Source organism: Micromonospora sp. NBC_01739, assembly GCF_035920385.1.
In the GTDB taxonomy this organism is placed as follows: domain Bacteria; phylum Actinomycetota; class Actinomycetes; order Mycobacteriales; family Micromonosporaceae; genus Micromonospora.
The window spans coordinates 2,572,003-2,585,392 of record NZ_CP109151.1; the positions used below are offsets into that span (position 1 = coordinate 2,572,003).

The following is a 13,390-nucleotide window of genomic DNA, read 5'->3' on the forward strand; positions in this document are numbered from 1 at the left end:
AAATCCTCCTACCGGAAGTACGATGCGTGGTCGGCCACCCACTCGGCGAAGGTGCGCGCGGGTACGCCGGTGACCTGTTGGACCGCCGTGGTGACGGGATCGGGGTTGGTGACGGCGATGGCGAAGTAGCCGAGGATCATCCGCACCGAGTCCTCCGGCAGGTACTGGATCATCTCTGCGTGCTTTTCCTCCGGCGTCATCTCCTCGAACCGGATGTCGCGACCGATCTGGTCCGCGATGGTGCGTACCTGCTCGACCTGGGTGATCGCCTCCGGCCCGGTGATGGTGTACCGGCCGCCGGCGTGCCCGTCCTCCAGCAGGGCGGTGACGGCGACGGCGGCGATGTCCGCTTCGTGGACAAGGGCCTGCGCCGCATTCGGATACGCGGCCCTGACCACCCCCTCGGTCGTGATGGAATGCGCCCAGAACAACGTGTTACTCGCGAACGCGACGGGTCGCAGGAACGTCCATTCGACGTCGCTCTCCGCCACGGCGTTCTCCACCGCCAGGTGGTCGTCGATGCTGTCTCCGGCGATCTCGTACCGCGTGTTGACCGCGTCGGAAGACAGCACGACGATCCTCCGTACCCCGGCACGCACCGCGATGTCGACGCACTCCTTGGCAGTGTCGGGCACCGGGAACAGATACATCCGGTCCACGCCGGTCAGTGCGGGCCGCAGCGAGTCCGGCCTCAGCAGATCACCGTTGACCACCTCGACGTCGGCCGGAAGACTGGCTGCGGGATTCCGGGACAGCGCCCGGACATTCGCGCCTCTGGCCAGCAACTGGTCGACGACGTGCCGGCCAACCGTTCCGGTCGCCCCGGTCACCAGGATCGTCACTTCATGCCCTCCTCGGAAGTGGCCGGCGGGTACATCCATGTCATCGGATGGATGTCACGGGGAATCCAGGCTGCAGAGGCCTGCTCGGCGTTCACGCTCTTCTCGACGAAGGCGATGTTGTGGTAGAAGTGCAGGCCGCCGATCATCCTGTCCTTTGCGGATGAGGTGCCGCCGGTGTACTCCTGGTGATGCAGCGAGTCCACCAGCGTCTTGAGGAATCCCAGCGACGTGCCGGGATCGTCGAGGTCGGTGGTGCCGCCGTTCCAGCCCGGCCAGTACGAGGTCTGCAGGTCTTCGATCACGTACAGGCCCCCGGGACGCAACAGCGGGAACAGGGTCTGAAAGGAGAGGATCACGTCGGCGCTGAGGTGGCTGCCGTCGTCGATGACGATGTCGAGTGGGCCGATCCGGCCGGCGAGCTCGGTGAGGAACCCCGCGTCCGCCTGGGATCCCTTGATCGTCCGTAATCGCGGCTCGTCAAGGCTCGACTTGTCGAAGAGGTCGAGGCCGTGGATCAGGCCACGGCGGAAGTAGTACTTCCACATCCGCAGCGACTCGCCGCCCTGGTCCGGGGCGTCGTACCCGCCGACACCGATTTCAAGCAGCCGTACCCTGCGGTTTCGGTACTGCTCGAAATGCCGGCCGTAGTGCGGGGTGTACCAGTGATCGGCCCACTTGTCCGACCCAAAGCGCAGGGCCAACGTGTCCAGGTCTAGCCGTTCCGGCGAGCACGCCTTGAGCACTTGGTGCAGGGCCACGGCCGCTGCCCGCCGCTCCGCCAGCACGGCACCCGGGTCGATGGTCTGCGGCGCTGGGCCGTCCATCAGCTCGACCTCACGGGTGGCGTGTTCACCGCCGTCCGGTCCGAACACGGCCCTGACGAGCTCGCTGAGTTCCTGACGTACCGTGGCGGGAGGGTCCGGTAACCACCCTGGTTCCACTGTGGGAATGCCGGGGCCGAGGGTGACCAGGTAGCCGAGCCGCTCGTCCGCCATTCCGAGGTCGAACTGGACGGTGACCCGGGAGTCCGGACCGTCGAACAGCGCAGCTCGCGACACCACCTCGGTCAGCACGGACAGGGCGTCCGCGGCGCTGACCGCAGCCCTCGTGTCCTCCTCGACCCCGTCCGCGAACCTCAGCAGCTTCTCCACCGTTCTCCCCTCCGAGGTCGTACGGCCGATGTTTGCCGGGTTGACTCGGAAACCATTTGAGAACCGGTAGGTGCGGCTGTTGCGAGCGGGATTCGATCCGGGCGGAGAAGGGTGGGGTGCCGACGGTGTTCGACCAGTGGCAAGCAATCAGGAGGAAAAATGACGATCTTGGTGACCGGTGCGACCGGGAGCGTCGGCCGCAAGGTAATCGACCAGCTGATGGCGGCGAACGAACACGTGCGGGCTTCCAGCCGTAACCCCGCCACCGCGGGACTGCCTGCCGGCGTCGAGGTGGTTGCGGGTGATCTCGGCCGGCTGGAGACGTTGCCCGCCCTGTTCGACGGCGTCGAGAAGATGTACCTGATCTCGATCAACGGTGACCGCGTGCTGGACGCTCCCGATGAGGTGATCGACCTCGCCAAGCAGGCAGGGGTGCGGCGGGTCGTGTCGCTGTCGTCCTCCGGCCGGCCGTACTTTTCGGTGGAGCAGGCGATCGAGGCATCCGGTCTGGAGTGGACCCATGTGCGGCCCGGTGAGTTCGCCACGACAAAGATCGACGTGTGGGCGCCGACCATTCGTGCGGAAGGCGTTGCGCGCAGTGCCTACCTCGACGTGCCCACCGTCCCCATCCACGAGGCGGACATCGCCAGCGTGGTGGTCACCTCGCTGATCGAGGACGGCCACGCCGGCCGGATCTACGAGCTGACGGGCCCGGTGCAGATCACGCAGCGCGAACAGATCCAGGCCATCGGCGAGGCGATTGGCAAGCGGATTGTCATCGAGGAGCTCAGCCCGGCCGAGGCCCGAGCGAACATGATCCGGGAAGGCTGGCCGGAGATTATCGCTGACCACATCCTCGGCTACTTCGTCGAGTGGGAGCTGGAGCCACCGGTGGCCACCACGACCGTCCTCGACGTCACCGGCAGGCCGGGCCGCACGTTCGCCGAGTGGGCGGTCGACCACGCGGACGACTTCCGCTGATCTTGTTTTTTCGTCAGCAGTCGATCACGGGACGGCGTGTCTTTGATCGTCCGGGTGATGGTTTCGGGTGGCGAGCACGATGATGTCCCGACGCGTTGGTCGGGGTCCACAGCAGCCCGGCGACGCCCCAACCATCAGCAGTGGTATCGATCTTCGGACGTGACCCGGTGGCCTTCACCCTGAAAAGTGCCCTCCGTGACGGGATGGAACAGGACCCTCGACAAGTCCTACCTTCCCAGACCAGAGGGCACATTCACGTTCTCGGCGCGCCGCCTCCAGTCACCCTTCAAGAAGGCGCGAGGCCAACAAGCTCGGCAAGGACCTCTTCGGGACGCCGGCAAACGGTCCTACAATCGAATTCGACCGGGCAAGGCGAATGTCGCTGTCGCTGACATTCGATGCAGCGATCCCAGTTCCGACCTCGTACGCAGACCATTCGACCGGGTTTACCGGCATACGCACAGGATGCCTCTGACCTGCACGTATACCGAGGTCCTGATAGTATTTTTCCGGCGTTGTCAAGCCCATCCCCACATAAATTTCTATGTGCGAGCCGCTAAGGTTCCGGTGTACGGTGTAGGCACTTTGAGCCCTTGCCGAATATTCGGATCCCGGGCCAGGGAGACCCGCTGGTAGCCGCCACGCTGGCAGCTGCCCGGATATTCGAGTTGACGACCACCTTTATGAGGAGTGAACGTGGAATCGCAGTCAGCTTTGGCAATAGAGACCGAAGAGCTGACCAAGCTCTTCGGCAAGGTCCGCGCGGTGGACGGGGTGAACCTGGCCGTGCCGCCCGGCATGGTCTACGGCTTCCTCGGCCCCAACGGCGCCGGCAAGACCACCACGATCCGCACCCTCGCCACCCTGCTCAAGCCGGACGGCGGTAGGGCACGGGTGTTCGGGCGCGACGTGATGAAGGAGGCCGAGGAAGTTCGTAAGCTGATCAGCCTGACCGGCCAGTTCGCCTCGGTCGACGACGCACTTACCGGCGCCGAGAACCTCGTGATGGTGGCCCGCCTACTCGGCCACTCATGGTCGGGGTCCCGCAAGCGGGCAGCCGAGCTACTCGAGGCATTCGGGATCGAGTACGCCGCCGACCGGCTGGTGAAGACATATTCAGGCGGCATGCGGCGCCGGCTGGACATCGCGGCGAGCATCATCGTCTCACCCAAGCTGCTGTTCCTCGACGAACCGAGCGCAGGGCTCGATCCCCACGCACGCAACCAGGTCTGGGAGGCCGTCCGGGCGCTGGTGACGGTCGGCACCACGGTCCTGCTGACCACGCAGCAGCTGGATGAGGCCGACTCGCTAGCCGACCGGATCGCGGTCATCGACCACGGCAAGATCATCGCTGAGGGCAGCCCGAGCGAGCTGAAGGCCTCGGTCGGCAACGGCGCGGTGCACGTGCGGTTGTTCGACGCCGAAGAACGGACCCGCGCCGGCGAACTGCTCGGCAAGGCGTTCGACGCGCCGGTCGAGTTCGACCGCGACCCGGTGGTTCTTTCGGTCCGGGCGAACGACCCGGAGCAGGTCGCACATGCGCTGATCGGTCTGTCGAGGGCCGGCATCCGGATCACCGAGTACTCACTCGGCCAGCCGAGCCTCGACGAGGTTTTCCTGGCCCTCACCGGCCACAAGGTCGACGCCGACCACAGCCCGGCCGCTGACCCAACCTCGTACGAGGACGGCAAGGAGAAGGAGCACGTCGGATGAGTGCTCCCGCCAAGCACAGCGCAGCCAGCACGTTCAGCCCGTCCGAGGACGGCAGAAAGAAAGGGTACCTAGCATGAGCGCCGCCACGGACGAAACCATCACCGAGCCCCGGCCCATCGCCGAGAATGTTCTGCGTGGGGCACTGGCGGTCCAGCGCAGGCCGTCGCGTCCCGGCCCGCTGTCCGCCTCTCTCACCTTCCTGTGGCGGGCTGCCGCCACCTTCCGGCACCATCCGGCGCAGCTGGTCGACATGATCCTGTTCCCGTTCATCTTCCTGCTGGTGTTCACCAACCTGTTCGGCGGCGCGATCGGCGGCTCGACCAGGGACTACCTGCAGTTCTTCCTGCCGGGCATCCTGGTCCAGACCGTGGTGATGATGTCGGTGTACACGGGGACCGCCCTGAACACCGACATCACCAAGGGAATCTTCGACCGGTTCCGCACCCTGCCGTTCTGGCAGCCGGCCACCATCGTCGGCAGCCTGCTGGCGGACATGGGGCGCTACCTCGTCGCGCTGACCCTGACGATCACGTGCGGCGTCCTGCTGGGCTTCCGGCCGGAGAGCGTGCTCGGCTCGATTGCGGCGGTGGGGATGCTGATCGTCTTCGCCTTCGGCGTAAGCTGGATCTTCACTACCATCGGCGTGGTTGCCAAGGCGCCGGAAACGGTCGCCTCGACCAGCATGATCGTGGTGTACCCCTTGGTCTTCGCCAGCAACATCTTCGTGCCGACCGAGTCGATGCCGGGCTGGATGCAGGCGGTCGCGAATGCCAACCCGATGAGCCACGCGGCCACCGCCGCCCGCGGCCTGATGCACGGCACCGTCACCGCTGAGCAGCTCGCCTGGGCATTCGGGCTCTCCGCGGCGCTGATCGCGATCTTCGCTCCACTGACCATGCTGGCCTACCGCAAGCGCAAGGACCGCTAAAACACGGCTTCGCCGCATCGATGTGGGCATCGGTACGGCGAGAGTCCGTTCAGCCCCCTACCGGGCGCTGTCCTTGTAGATGACGTTGGTCAAAACCTTCTTCAACAGGTCCCAGATACGGGTTGACGTGCTTGAAAGCCAGCATGCCCTGAGAGGCGCGCTTGGGTCACTGGATGTCCCAAGCGCGCCTTTTCAGCGGAACGCGGGCAAGCCGGTGACCGCGTGGCCGATGCTGAGCGTGTGAACCTCCTCGGTGCCCTCGACGGTGGTAACAGCCTCCAGGTTGGCCATGTGCCGCATCACCGGGTAGTCGAGGGTGATCCCGTTGGCGCCAAGCATGCCGCGTGCGATGCGGGCGACCTCGATCGCCGACCGCGCGTTGGCGAGCTTGCCGAGGCTGATCTGCACAGGCGTCAGTCGTCCCGCCTGCTTGAGGCTGGTCAGCCGCAGCGCCGTCATCCCGGCGTGGGTGACCGCGACCGCCATGTCCGCGAGCTTGCGCTGGGAGAGCTGGTAGGAGGCCAGCGGCCGGCCGAACTGCTCGCGACCACCCACGTAGTCGAGCGCGCTGGCGTAGCAGGAGCGGGCGGCGCCGACCACGCCCCACACGATGCCGAAGCGGGCCTCGTTCAGGCACGACAGCACACTTTTCAGTCCGCGTGCTCCGGGAAGCAGCGCGGAGGACGGCACCCGGACGTCGTCGAGCACGATGGTAGCCGTGTTCGAGGCACGCAACGACAGCTTGCCGGTGATCTCGCGTGCGGTGAACCCCGGCGCGTCGGTGGGCACCAGGAACCCGAGGATGCCCTCCTCCGCACGCGCCCAGATCACCGCGACGTCGGCGATGGCACCGTTGTTGATCCACGTCTTGGTGCCGGACAGCACCCAGTCGACGCCGTCGCGGCGGGCGGACGTGCGCATCGACCCCGGGTCGGAGCCGGCTTCCGGCTCGGTGAGGCCGAAACACCCGAGCACCTCGCCCGTGGCCATCGCCGGCAGCCATGCCTGCCGCTGCTCTTCGCTACCGTAGCGGTGGATCGCGAACATGGCGAGGCAGCCCTGGACCGACACGAAGCTGCGCAGCCCCGAGTCCACCGCCTCGAGCTCGCGGCAGGCGACGCCGTAGGCGCCTGCCGAGAGCCCGGGGCACCCGTACCCGTTCAGTTGCATGCCGAACAGGCCGAGCGCGCCGAGCCCCTTCGCCACGTCGCGGGGCAGCGTCCCGCGTTCGTACCAGTCGGCGATCCGCGGTCCCAGTTCGGTCGTGGCATAGGCGCGCACGGTGTCACGCGTGTTCCGTGCCTCGTCGCCCAACTCGTCGTCGAGATCGAGCAGATCGTGCTTTTCGAACCTCGCCCCTGTGTTCGCCATTGAAGTCATCTCACGATCACCACTCCATGCATGGGTTCTCTCGGTCGGCCGTCGGCCAGGTCCCGTGCTCGTGTGCCCCGGCAGCCTCCGCCCACCGGCTCGCCAACTGCACGTGGTCCGGCGCCCCGCACTCGTCGTGCATCGCCCGCCTGGCGGTCTCGAGTCCGGACAGACGGGTTCCCCCGATGACTTGGCCTAGCACCGCGTCACGCCGCGGTGCTGGGCCGTCAGGTGTTCCAGCTTCTCGACGGTCTCAACCGGGCTTGGGGTACTCGCCATCGCATCTCGCAGGTTGGCCGCTCCCGTGGCGAACGACGGCTCGGTCAGGACGCGCACGAGTTTCTCCCGCAAGCCTGCCACCGTCAGCTGGAACGACGGGATGTGCAGTCCCGCGCCCAGTTCCTCGAGCCGCTGGGCGCGGTAGATGGCGTCCCACATCCAACCCATCGCGACCTGGGGGACGCCGTAGGCCGCCGCTGTCGCCCACGTTCCCGCGCCGCCGTGGTGGACGATCGCCGAGCAGCTCGGCATGAGCGCGGCCAGGGGGACCCGGTCCACGACCCTGGTGTTGTCCGGGATCTTCCGGACGCCGTCGAGTTCCTTCTCGCCGAGCAGGGCCACCACCTCGATGTCGAGGTCCTCGATTGCGTCGAACAGGTCAGCCACCTTCACCGCGTTGGGGAACTCCGTCTGGCGAATCGTCTCTCCCAGGGTGAAGCACACCCTGGGTCGGTCAGGTGCCTGCCACAGCCATTCGGGGACCACTGCTGGTGTCGGACCGTTGTAGGGCAGATAACGCATCTCGACCGTGGGCAGGCCGAGGGGCAGCCGCACGCCGGCGGGCATCTGGTCGATGGTCCACTGGCCGGTCACGACCTCCTCGTCGAACTCGCAGCCGTGCTGCTCCAGCACGAGCGTCAGCCATTCCGCGAGCGAGTCGTCGTGGCGCTCTGGTGACTTCGTCAGATGTTCCAGGAACACCTTGCGCACGCCGTAAAAAATGTCCGGAAAGGACAGGATACGGGCGTGTGCGGCACCGGTCACCCTGGCCGCGACCGCGCCAGCGAAGGTGAACAGCTCCCAGATGACCAGGTCCGGCTTCCAGTGCCTGGCGTATTCCACCAGGTCGTCCATCATGGACTCGTTGTTGATCTGCATGTAGTAGGTCGCGTTCAGCATCGAGTTGGACGCGATGTGGAAGTCGAGGTTCAGCAGCTCCGGTCGGTGTTCGAGGAAGTCGGGGTTGGAATGGAGTGCGTACATGGCGGGGCCCACGTTCTGCAGGACCTCGCGCATCATGGGGTTCGTACCGACCGGTACCGCGGTCAGGCCAGCCGAGGTGATGCTGTTGGTCAAGGCCGGCTGACTCGCCACCCGCACGTCGTGCCCGGCAGTCCGCAGTGCCCAGGCAAGTGGCACCACACCATTGAAATGTGCGTCCATCGCGAAGCATGTGACCAGGACTCGCATTGCCTTCCCCCTCTACCGGTTCGCGACCGGGAACCGCAGGACCCCACGCGTGACCGGGGAACGCATCCGGCGCAGCATTCGTTCGCGTTGCCGCAGGGCCGGCAGGCGGGACGCCAGCGCCTCCACCGCGACCCGGGCCTGCGCCACGGCCATCGGTGCCACGAACGTGTCATAGAGACCACCGGACAGGGCGAGTTGGTCTGCGTCGGACTTCCGCGTGATGTCGAAACGATCCGGGTCCGGGAAGGCCGAGGGATCCCGGTTCGCCGCACCGACGGCCACGACCAGTTGGGTGTCCGCGGGGATCTGGTGCCCGGCAATCTCGACGTCCGTCGTGGCGATCCGGTTCTCCAACTGGATCGGCGGGTCGAACCGGAGAGTCTCCTCGATCGCGCCGCCGGCGAGCCCCGCTTCCCCACGCAACGCCTGCCACTGGTCCGGATGCGCCAGCAGTGCCGCCACCGCGTTGCACGTCAAGGTCACCGCCACCTCGACCCCGGCGACCGCGATCAGCACGGCGGCCGCGAGAACGTCATCCGGGCCGGCGGCCGGCCGGCGGTCGCCGAAGAGCCCTGGTGTACCAAGCAGTTCGCGGACCTCGGCCACTCCGGTCAGCAACGCACGAGCCGTTTTGTACTGCGGCGGGCACAACCCCGCGTCCAGCGCAACCCCAAGACCGGCAACCACACCGGCAAACCGGTCGCGGGTGGCCTCCGCGAGGCCGAGGAGATCGGCGGCCACCGCCACCGCGACTGGCCGGGCGAAGTCCGCCACCAGGTCGAACTCGTCGGGCAGACCGGAGATGACCCGGTGGACAGTCCCCTCTACGGCCAGGTCGCCCAGCACCGGCTGGAACAGGGTGCCGAGCCGCTCATAGTCCGCACGCGGCAGGTTGAGAAAGGCGCCGTCGAGCGGGACGATATGGCATATCTTCGGGTTGTCCCAGATGTCCTGGAACATGTGCTGCTGCGAGGACTCGTCGCCGTTGTGGCGCAACGAGAGTCGCGGGTCGCGGAGGATCTCCCCTGCGAGCGCGTGATGCCCAGTCACCCACGCGCCGGCTTCGCTTCTGTACAGCGGGCCACGGTCGCGCACCTGGGCGCCCAGCACCGCGGGGTCGTCGGTGCCCGCTCGCAGAAGCATCGCGTATGGGTCGCCCTGCGCGCCGAAGACGAACTGGAAACCCCGAACGGTCAGCAGGTGGCGGCCAAAATCACTGTTGGAGACGGTTTTCGCCCCGTTCCCGGGCGCGCCTGCGGTCAGCGTGTACACGGTGTCGGTCGTCGCGGCGGCGTCTGTCCTCGTGGACATTGGTTTCCCTCCCCCTCAGGCGGTGAGTGTGTGCGCGATGATCAGTTCAGCAAGTGGCCCATGCACAGAGGAGGGCAGCGCGTGGCCCATGCCGGGAATCTCCGCGAGCCGGGCACCCGGGATCAGGTCCGCGAGATGCCTGCCGTGCGGCGGTGGTGCGGCCGGGTCGTACGGCGCCTGGATCACCAGGGTCGGCACCTTGACGTCACGCAGTTCCGCGCCGCGACTCAGCGGCGGCAGCCCGACCTGGTAGTGCGTGACCGGTTCCTCCCACGTCCCGGCGTGGTCCATAGCGCGCTCCTCCCAGCGCCGGTACTCCTGCTCGTCGAAGGGAATCCCGTCGCCATTGAGCAGGCGCCACTTGCCGACCTGCTTGGCCAGCATCGACTCCCGGTCCTTTGCTGGTTGCTGCACTGCGGCCAGCATCTCCAGGAAACGTGGCGTCGGCACAGGCAGGCCGTTCACGAGCGGCTCGCCACGGAACGCGGCCTCGATTGCGGCGTCGAAGTCGGTGTCCAGTGCTCCGCCCAGCATCAACGTCAGGCTGCGGACACGGTCGGGGTGGTTGAGCACCATCACCTGCGCCAGCGACATGCCCATCGACATACCGACGACATGCGCGGCCGCGATATCCCAGCCGTCGAGCACCGCGATCGCGTCGGCGGCCATGTCGTCGTAGGTGTAGGGATACTTCTGATAGTCCCGGCAGGTGGACCGACCGGTGTCCCGGTGGTCGTACCGGATCACGAACAGACCAGCTGCGGCCAACCGCTGAACGAACTCGTCCGGCCAGCCGTACGCGGACAGGTTGCCGCCCGCGATCATCAACAGTGCGGGGTCGGCCGGGTCACCGAAGCCCTGGCTCCACAGCTTCACATCGCCTGCGGAAATGACGCGTTCGGTCATGACTGTTCCGCCTCTGGGGTGCGGTTGAGGAACCCGTGGCTTGACTTCGATCCCGAGGTCGACGCAGGGAATGTCATGTCGTTGCTCCGGTGGGCACGAGAACCAGCAGGGACAGGTCGAACGGAACCGAAGGCGAGGCCACCTTCAGGGCCGACTCGACGGTAAAGCCGGCGGAAGCGGCGAACGTCGCCCACTCCTCCCTGGTGCGCAACCGGCCGCCGAGGAAGACGAGCATTCGCAGGTCCAGCAAGGTGAACTGCTCGTTGGACGCGTCCTGCGCCAGGTCGTCCCGCTCGAGCACAACGACCCGTCCACCGGGTGTCAAGGCTTCGGCGCAGCGAGCCAGAATCCGCCGTGCGTCGTCGTCCGACCAGTTGAGCAGCACGAACGACAGCGTGATCACATCCGCCTTGACCGGCAGCGGCTGGAAGAAGTCACCGGCCACCGCGTCCAGCCGGTCGTCGAGCCCGGCCGTCTTGAACTGCGCGCGTCCCCGTTCTGCGGGGAGCGGAAGCTCCAGCAGCGTCCCTCGAACGTGTGGCGCGGCCTTAGCGATGGCGGTGAGGAACCCGCCGATGCCACCGCCGACGTCCATCACATGCCTGGCGCGGCTCCAGTCGTACGCTGCGGCCGGGGCCTCGTAGACCACGTCCTGGTCGCAGGCCATCAACGCGTCGAACGACTCGGCGAGCCGAGGGTTCGCGGTCAGGTCATCGTAGAAGGGCTTGCCGTACACCGACTCGTAGGACGGCCGGCCCGTCCGGACGGCCTCCAGCAACTGGAAGAACGCGAGATCCGCGCGGGAGACGGCGTTGTTCAGGTCGAACCAGGCACGCTGCTGGGCCGGATGATCGTCGGCCAGCAGCATGCCGGTCGCGGTTGGCGTCAACCGGTTCGGCTCGGTCTCGGCCAGTACGCCGACCGCCACGAGGTGCCGGATCACACGCAGCAGTGCGTTCGCGTTCGTGCCGGTCACCTTCGCCAGCTCCGCCGGGTTGGTCGTCCCCCCGATGATGTGGTCGACAAGTCTCAGCGTGGCGGCCACTCGCACCGCCATCGGGGTGTGCAGGCTGCCGAGCCGCAGCAGGACGTTCAGTTCGCGCATTTCCTGCTCGGCAGGATCCTCACTTTCCATCGACGAAGCTCCTTCAACGTAGTGACGGGAAATATCAGGGACGCCAGCCTTCGCCCTGCGGCCACGGCTCGGCGAGCTGCCGGTAGGTGCCGATGAAGTCGGGCCAGTCCCGGTGGTCGCGAATTTTGCCGTCAACGATCCGGATAAGGTGGATCTGCTCGCCGGAGAATCGCCGGCCGGTCGCGGGCATACTCAGCATGTCGCCCACCTGGCGGCCGTAGAGAACCAACTTGGCACGCACCCAGTCGCCATTCTCCTCGTAGCCGATCTCCTCGAGGTAAACCTCCTCGGAGAACGTCGCCTTCAGCCATTTCACGGCCATGACGAAGGTCTGCGGCCCGATCTGGTCCTTGAAATGTTCCATGGCACCCGGATTGAGGTACTCCGGATGGATGAATTCCTCGACGTCGTCGGTGTTCCCCGTGTTGTAGGCATTCACCATACGCTTGACGAGGTCGATGTTCTTGCTCATGAGAACTCCCCTGTTGACTCGGCCGACTGCGGCGGACCCCGCAAGTATTGGCCGATCCCCGGCACGGGAACAAGTGGCCAACAGCCCGCTCCGATTATTTTCCTAGTCAGCTCAGAGCGCCAGATTCGCCGTATAGCGAAATGCGAGGTCACTGGTGAAAACTCGGTACCACCATTCGTGGGAAGAGGGGAAAGAACGTGGACCCGGCGGCTTACAAGGCAACTGTGACCGCGGCCTTCGACCGTGCCGCGGCTTCATATGACCAGCTCGGCGTCGAGTTCTTCACACCGATGGGCAGGCGGCTGGTCGAACATGCCGCCCCCCGAGAAGGACACCGCGTGCTCGACATCGGGTGCGGCCGGGGAGCCAGCCTTTTCCCATCCGCGGAACTCGTCGGTCCGACCGGTCATGTACTGGGAATCGACATCGCACCGGCGATGGTCGACGCGGCCCGCGCGGAGGCCGAGCGGCAGGGTGCCAAGAACGTCGAGATCCGTGTGCTGGACGGGGAGAACCCCGACCTGCCGGCCCGGTCGTTCGACCTCATCACCGGCAGCTACAGCGTGATCTTCATTCCGGACGCCCCATCGGCGATGGCCCGGTACGCGCGACTGCTCACCGAGCACGGGCGAATCGCCTTCACCAGCCCCGTGTTCACCGACGACACCTTCCCGTTCCTGCCACCGATGTTCACCGAACTGATCCCGAGGTCCCTGCTGCGCAACCTGCCGGCCGAATGGCAGCCGGAAGCGTTGCAGCACCGGTTCAACAGCTGGCTCGGTAGGGTGGATGACCTTGAGAAAACCATGCGGACGGCCGGTTTCCAGGATGTGGTGGTGGTCGACGAGCCGGTGCACGTGGTCGTCCAGTCCGGGGAGGCCTGGGTTGACTGGTCGCACACTCAGGGTATGCGCCTGCTGTGGCAGCACCTTACCGCGGCCGACTCACAACAGTTGCGCACCCGCCTGATCACCGCACTGGACGACCTGCGTGACGGCGACGGTCCGCTGTTCCTCGATGTCCCGGTCCGCTATGTCACCGCGACCGTCGCAGGGCGGTAACAGCTCGCGGGTCCGCAGTGAGGCTCTGCGCAACAGCACCGCCACCGTG

12 protein-coding genes are annotated in these 13,390 nt (G+C 66.5%); 4 read left to right on the plus strand and 8 right to left on the minus strand.

What is annotated here, in order from left to right; genetic code table 11:
- Window positions 1–8: 8 nt before the first annotated feature.
- The gene (locus tag OIE53_RS11390) at window positions 9–842 is read right to left on the minus strand and encodes an NAD(P)H-binding protein (RefSeq protein WP_327026580.1); all 834 of its coding nucleotides are present in this window, start codon (window positions 840–842) and stop codon (window positions 9–11) included.
- Window positions 839–1,993, minus strand: coding sequence for a class I SAM-dependent methyltransferase (locus OIE53_RS11395; RefSeq protein ID WP_327026581.1), 1,155 nt, complete (start codon window positions 1,991–1,993; stop codon window positions 839–841). The genes OIE53_RS11390 and OIE53_RS11395 overlap by 4 nt, the downstream gene beginning before the upstream one ends.
- 159 nt (window positions 1,994–2,152) lie before the next feature.
- Between OIE53_RS11395 and OIE53_RS11400 the strand changes: the two genes are divergently transcribed.
- The 3 genes from OIE53_RS11400 (at window position 2,153) to OIE53_RS11410 (ending at window position 5,615) form a co-directional block, all read left to right on the plus strand.
- Window positions 2,153–2,974: an NAD(P)H-binding protein gene (locus OIE53_RS11400; protein ID WP_327026582.1), complete on the plus strand. Its 822-nt coding sequence runs from the start codon at window positions 2,153–2,155 to the stop codon at window positions 2,972–2,974.
- A gap of 690 nt (window positions 2,975–3,664) precedes the next feature.
- Window positions 3,665–4,687, plus strand: a complete 1,023-nt coding sequence (locus OIE53_RS11405; RefSeq protein ID WP_327026583.1) for an ATP-binding cassette domain-containing protein — start codon at window positions 3,665–3,667, stop codon at window positions 4,685–4,687.
- A 73-nt stretch (window positions 4,688–4,760) separates the two neighbouring features.
- Window positions 4,761–5,615 (plus strand): ABC transporter permease, encoded by an 855-nt coding sequence (locus tag OIE53_RS11410; RefSeq protein WP_327026584.1) that lies wholly within the window; start codon window positions 4,761–4,763, stop codon window positions 5,613–5,615.
- Window positions 5,616–5,807: 192 nt separating this feature from the next.
- Here the strand turns inward: OIE53_RS11410 and OIE53_RS11415 are convergent, their stop codons facing one another.
- From OIE53_RS11415 to OIE53_RS11440, 6 genes are all read right to left on the minus strand, one after another.
- Window positions 5,808–6,995, minus strand: a complete 1,188-nt coding sequence (locus OIE53_RS11415; RefSeq protein ID WP_327026585.1) for an acyl-CoA dehydrogenase family protein — start codon at window positions 6,993–6,995, stop codon at window positions 5,808–5,810.
- Window positions 6,996–7,181: 186 nt separating this feature from the next.
- On the minus strand, window positions 7,182–8,456 hold the full coding sequence (locus tag OIE53_RS11420) for an activator-dependent family glycosyltransferase (RefSeq protein WP_327026586.1): 1,275 nt from the start codon (window positions 8,454–8,456) through the stop codon (window positions 7,182–7,184).
- A 12-nt stretch (window positions 8,457–8,468) separates the two neighbouring features.
- Window positions 8,469–9,728: a cytochrome P450 family protein gene (locus OIE53_RS11425; protein ID WP_327026587.1), complete on the minus strand. Its 1,260-nt coding sequence runs from the start codon at window positions 9,726–9,728 to the stop codon at window positions 8,469–8,471.
- Window positions 9,729–9,782: 54 nt separating this feature from the next.
- Window positions 9,783–10,673, minus strand: coding sequence for an alpha/beta fold hydrolase (locus tag OIE53_RS11430; RefSeq protein ID WP_327026588.1), 891 nt, complete (start codon window positions 10,671–10,673; stop codon window positions 9,783–9,785).
- A gap of 73 nt (window positions 10,674–10,746) precedes the next feature.
- Window positions 10,747–11,808, minus strand: coding sequence for a methyltransferase (locus OIE53_RS11435; protein WP_327026589.1), 1,062 nt, complete (start codon window positions 11,806–11,808; stop codon window positions 10,747–10,749).
- Between the two features lie 34 nt (window positions 11,809–11,842).
- Window positions 11,843–12,280: an ester cyclase gene (locus tag OIE53_RS11440; RefSeq protein WP_327026590.1), complete on the minus strand. Its 438-nt coding sequence runs from the start codon at window positions 12,278–12,280 to the stop codon at window positions 11,843–11,845.
- Window positions 12,281–12,504: 224 nt separating this feature from the next.
- Between OIE53_RS11440 and OIE53_RS11445 the strand changes: the two genes are divergently transcribed.
- Window positions 12,505–13,341, plus strand: a complete 837-nt coding sequence (locus tag OIE53_RS11445; protein WP_327027155.1) for a class I SAM-dependent methyltransferase — start codon at window positions 12,505–12,507, stop codon at window positions 13,339–13,341.
- Window positions 13,342–13,390 lie beyond the last annotated feature (49 nt).

Coding starts and splice junctions, on each gene's coding strand:
- OIE53_RS11400 (WP_327026582.1), top strand. CDS start 2,153: ATGACGATCTTGGTGACCGGTGCGACCGGGAGCGTCGGCCGCAAGGTA.
- OIE53_RS11410 (WP_327026584.1), top strand. CDS start 4,761: ATGAGCGCCGCCACGGACGAAACCATCACCGAGCCCCGGCCCATCGCC.
- OIE53_RS11415 (WP_327026585.1), bottom strand. CDS start 6,995: ATGACTTCAATGGCGAACACAGGGGCGAGGTTCGAAAAGCACGATCTG.
- OIE53_RS11420 (WP_327026586.1), bottom strand. CDS start 8,456: ATGCGAGTCCTGGTCACATGCTTCGCGATGGACGCACATTTCAATGGT.
- OIE53_RS11430 (WP_327026588.1), bottom strand. CDS start 10,673: ATGACCGAACGCGTCATTTCCGCAGGCGATGTGAAGCTGTGGAGCCAG.
- OIE53_RS11435 (WP_327026589.1), bottom strand. CDS start 11,808: ATGGAAAGTGAGGATCCTGCCGAGCAGGAAATGCGCGAACTGAACGTC.
- OIE53_RS11440 (WP_327026590.1), bottom strand. CDS start 12,280: ATGAGCAAGAACATCGACCTCGTCAAGCGTATGGTGAATGCCTACAAC.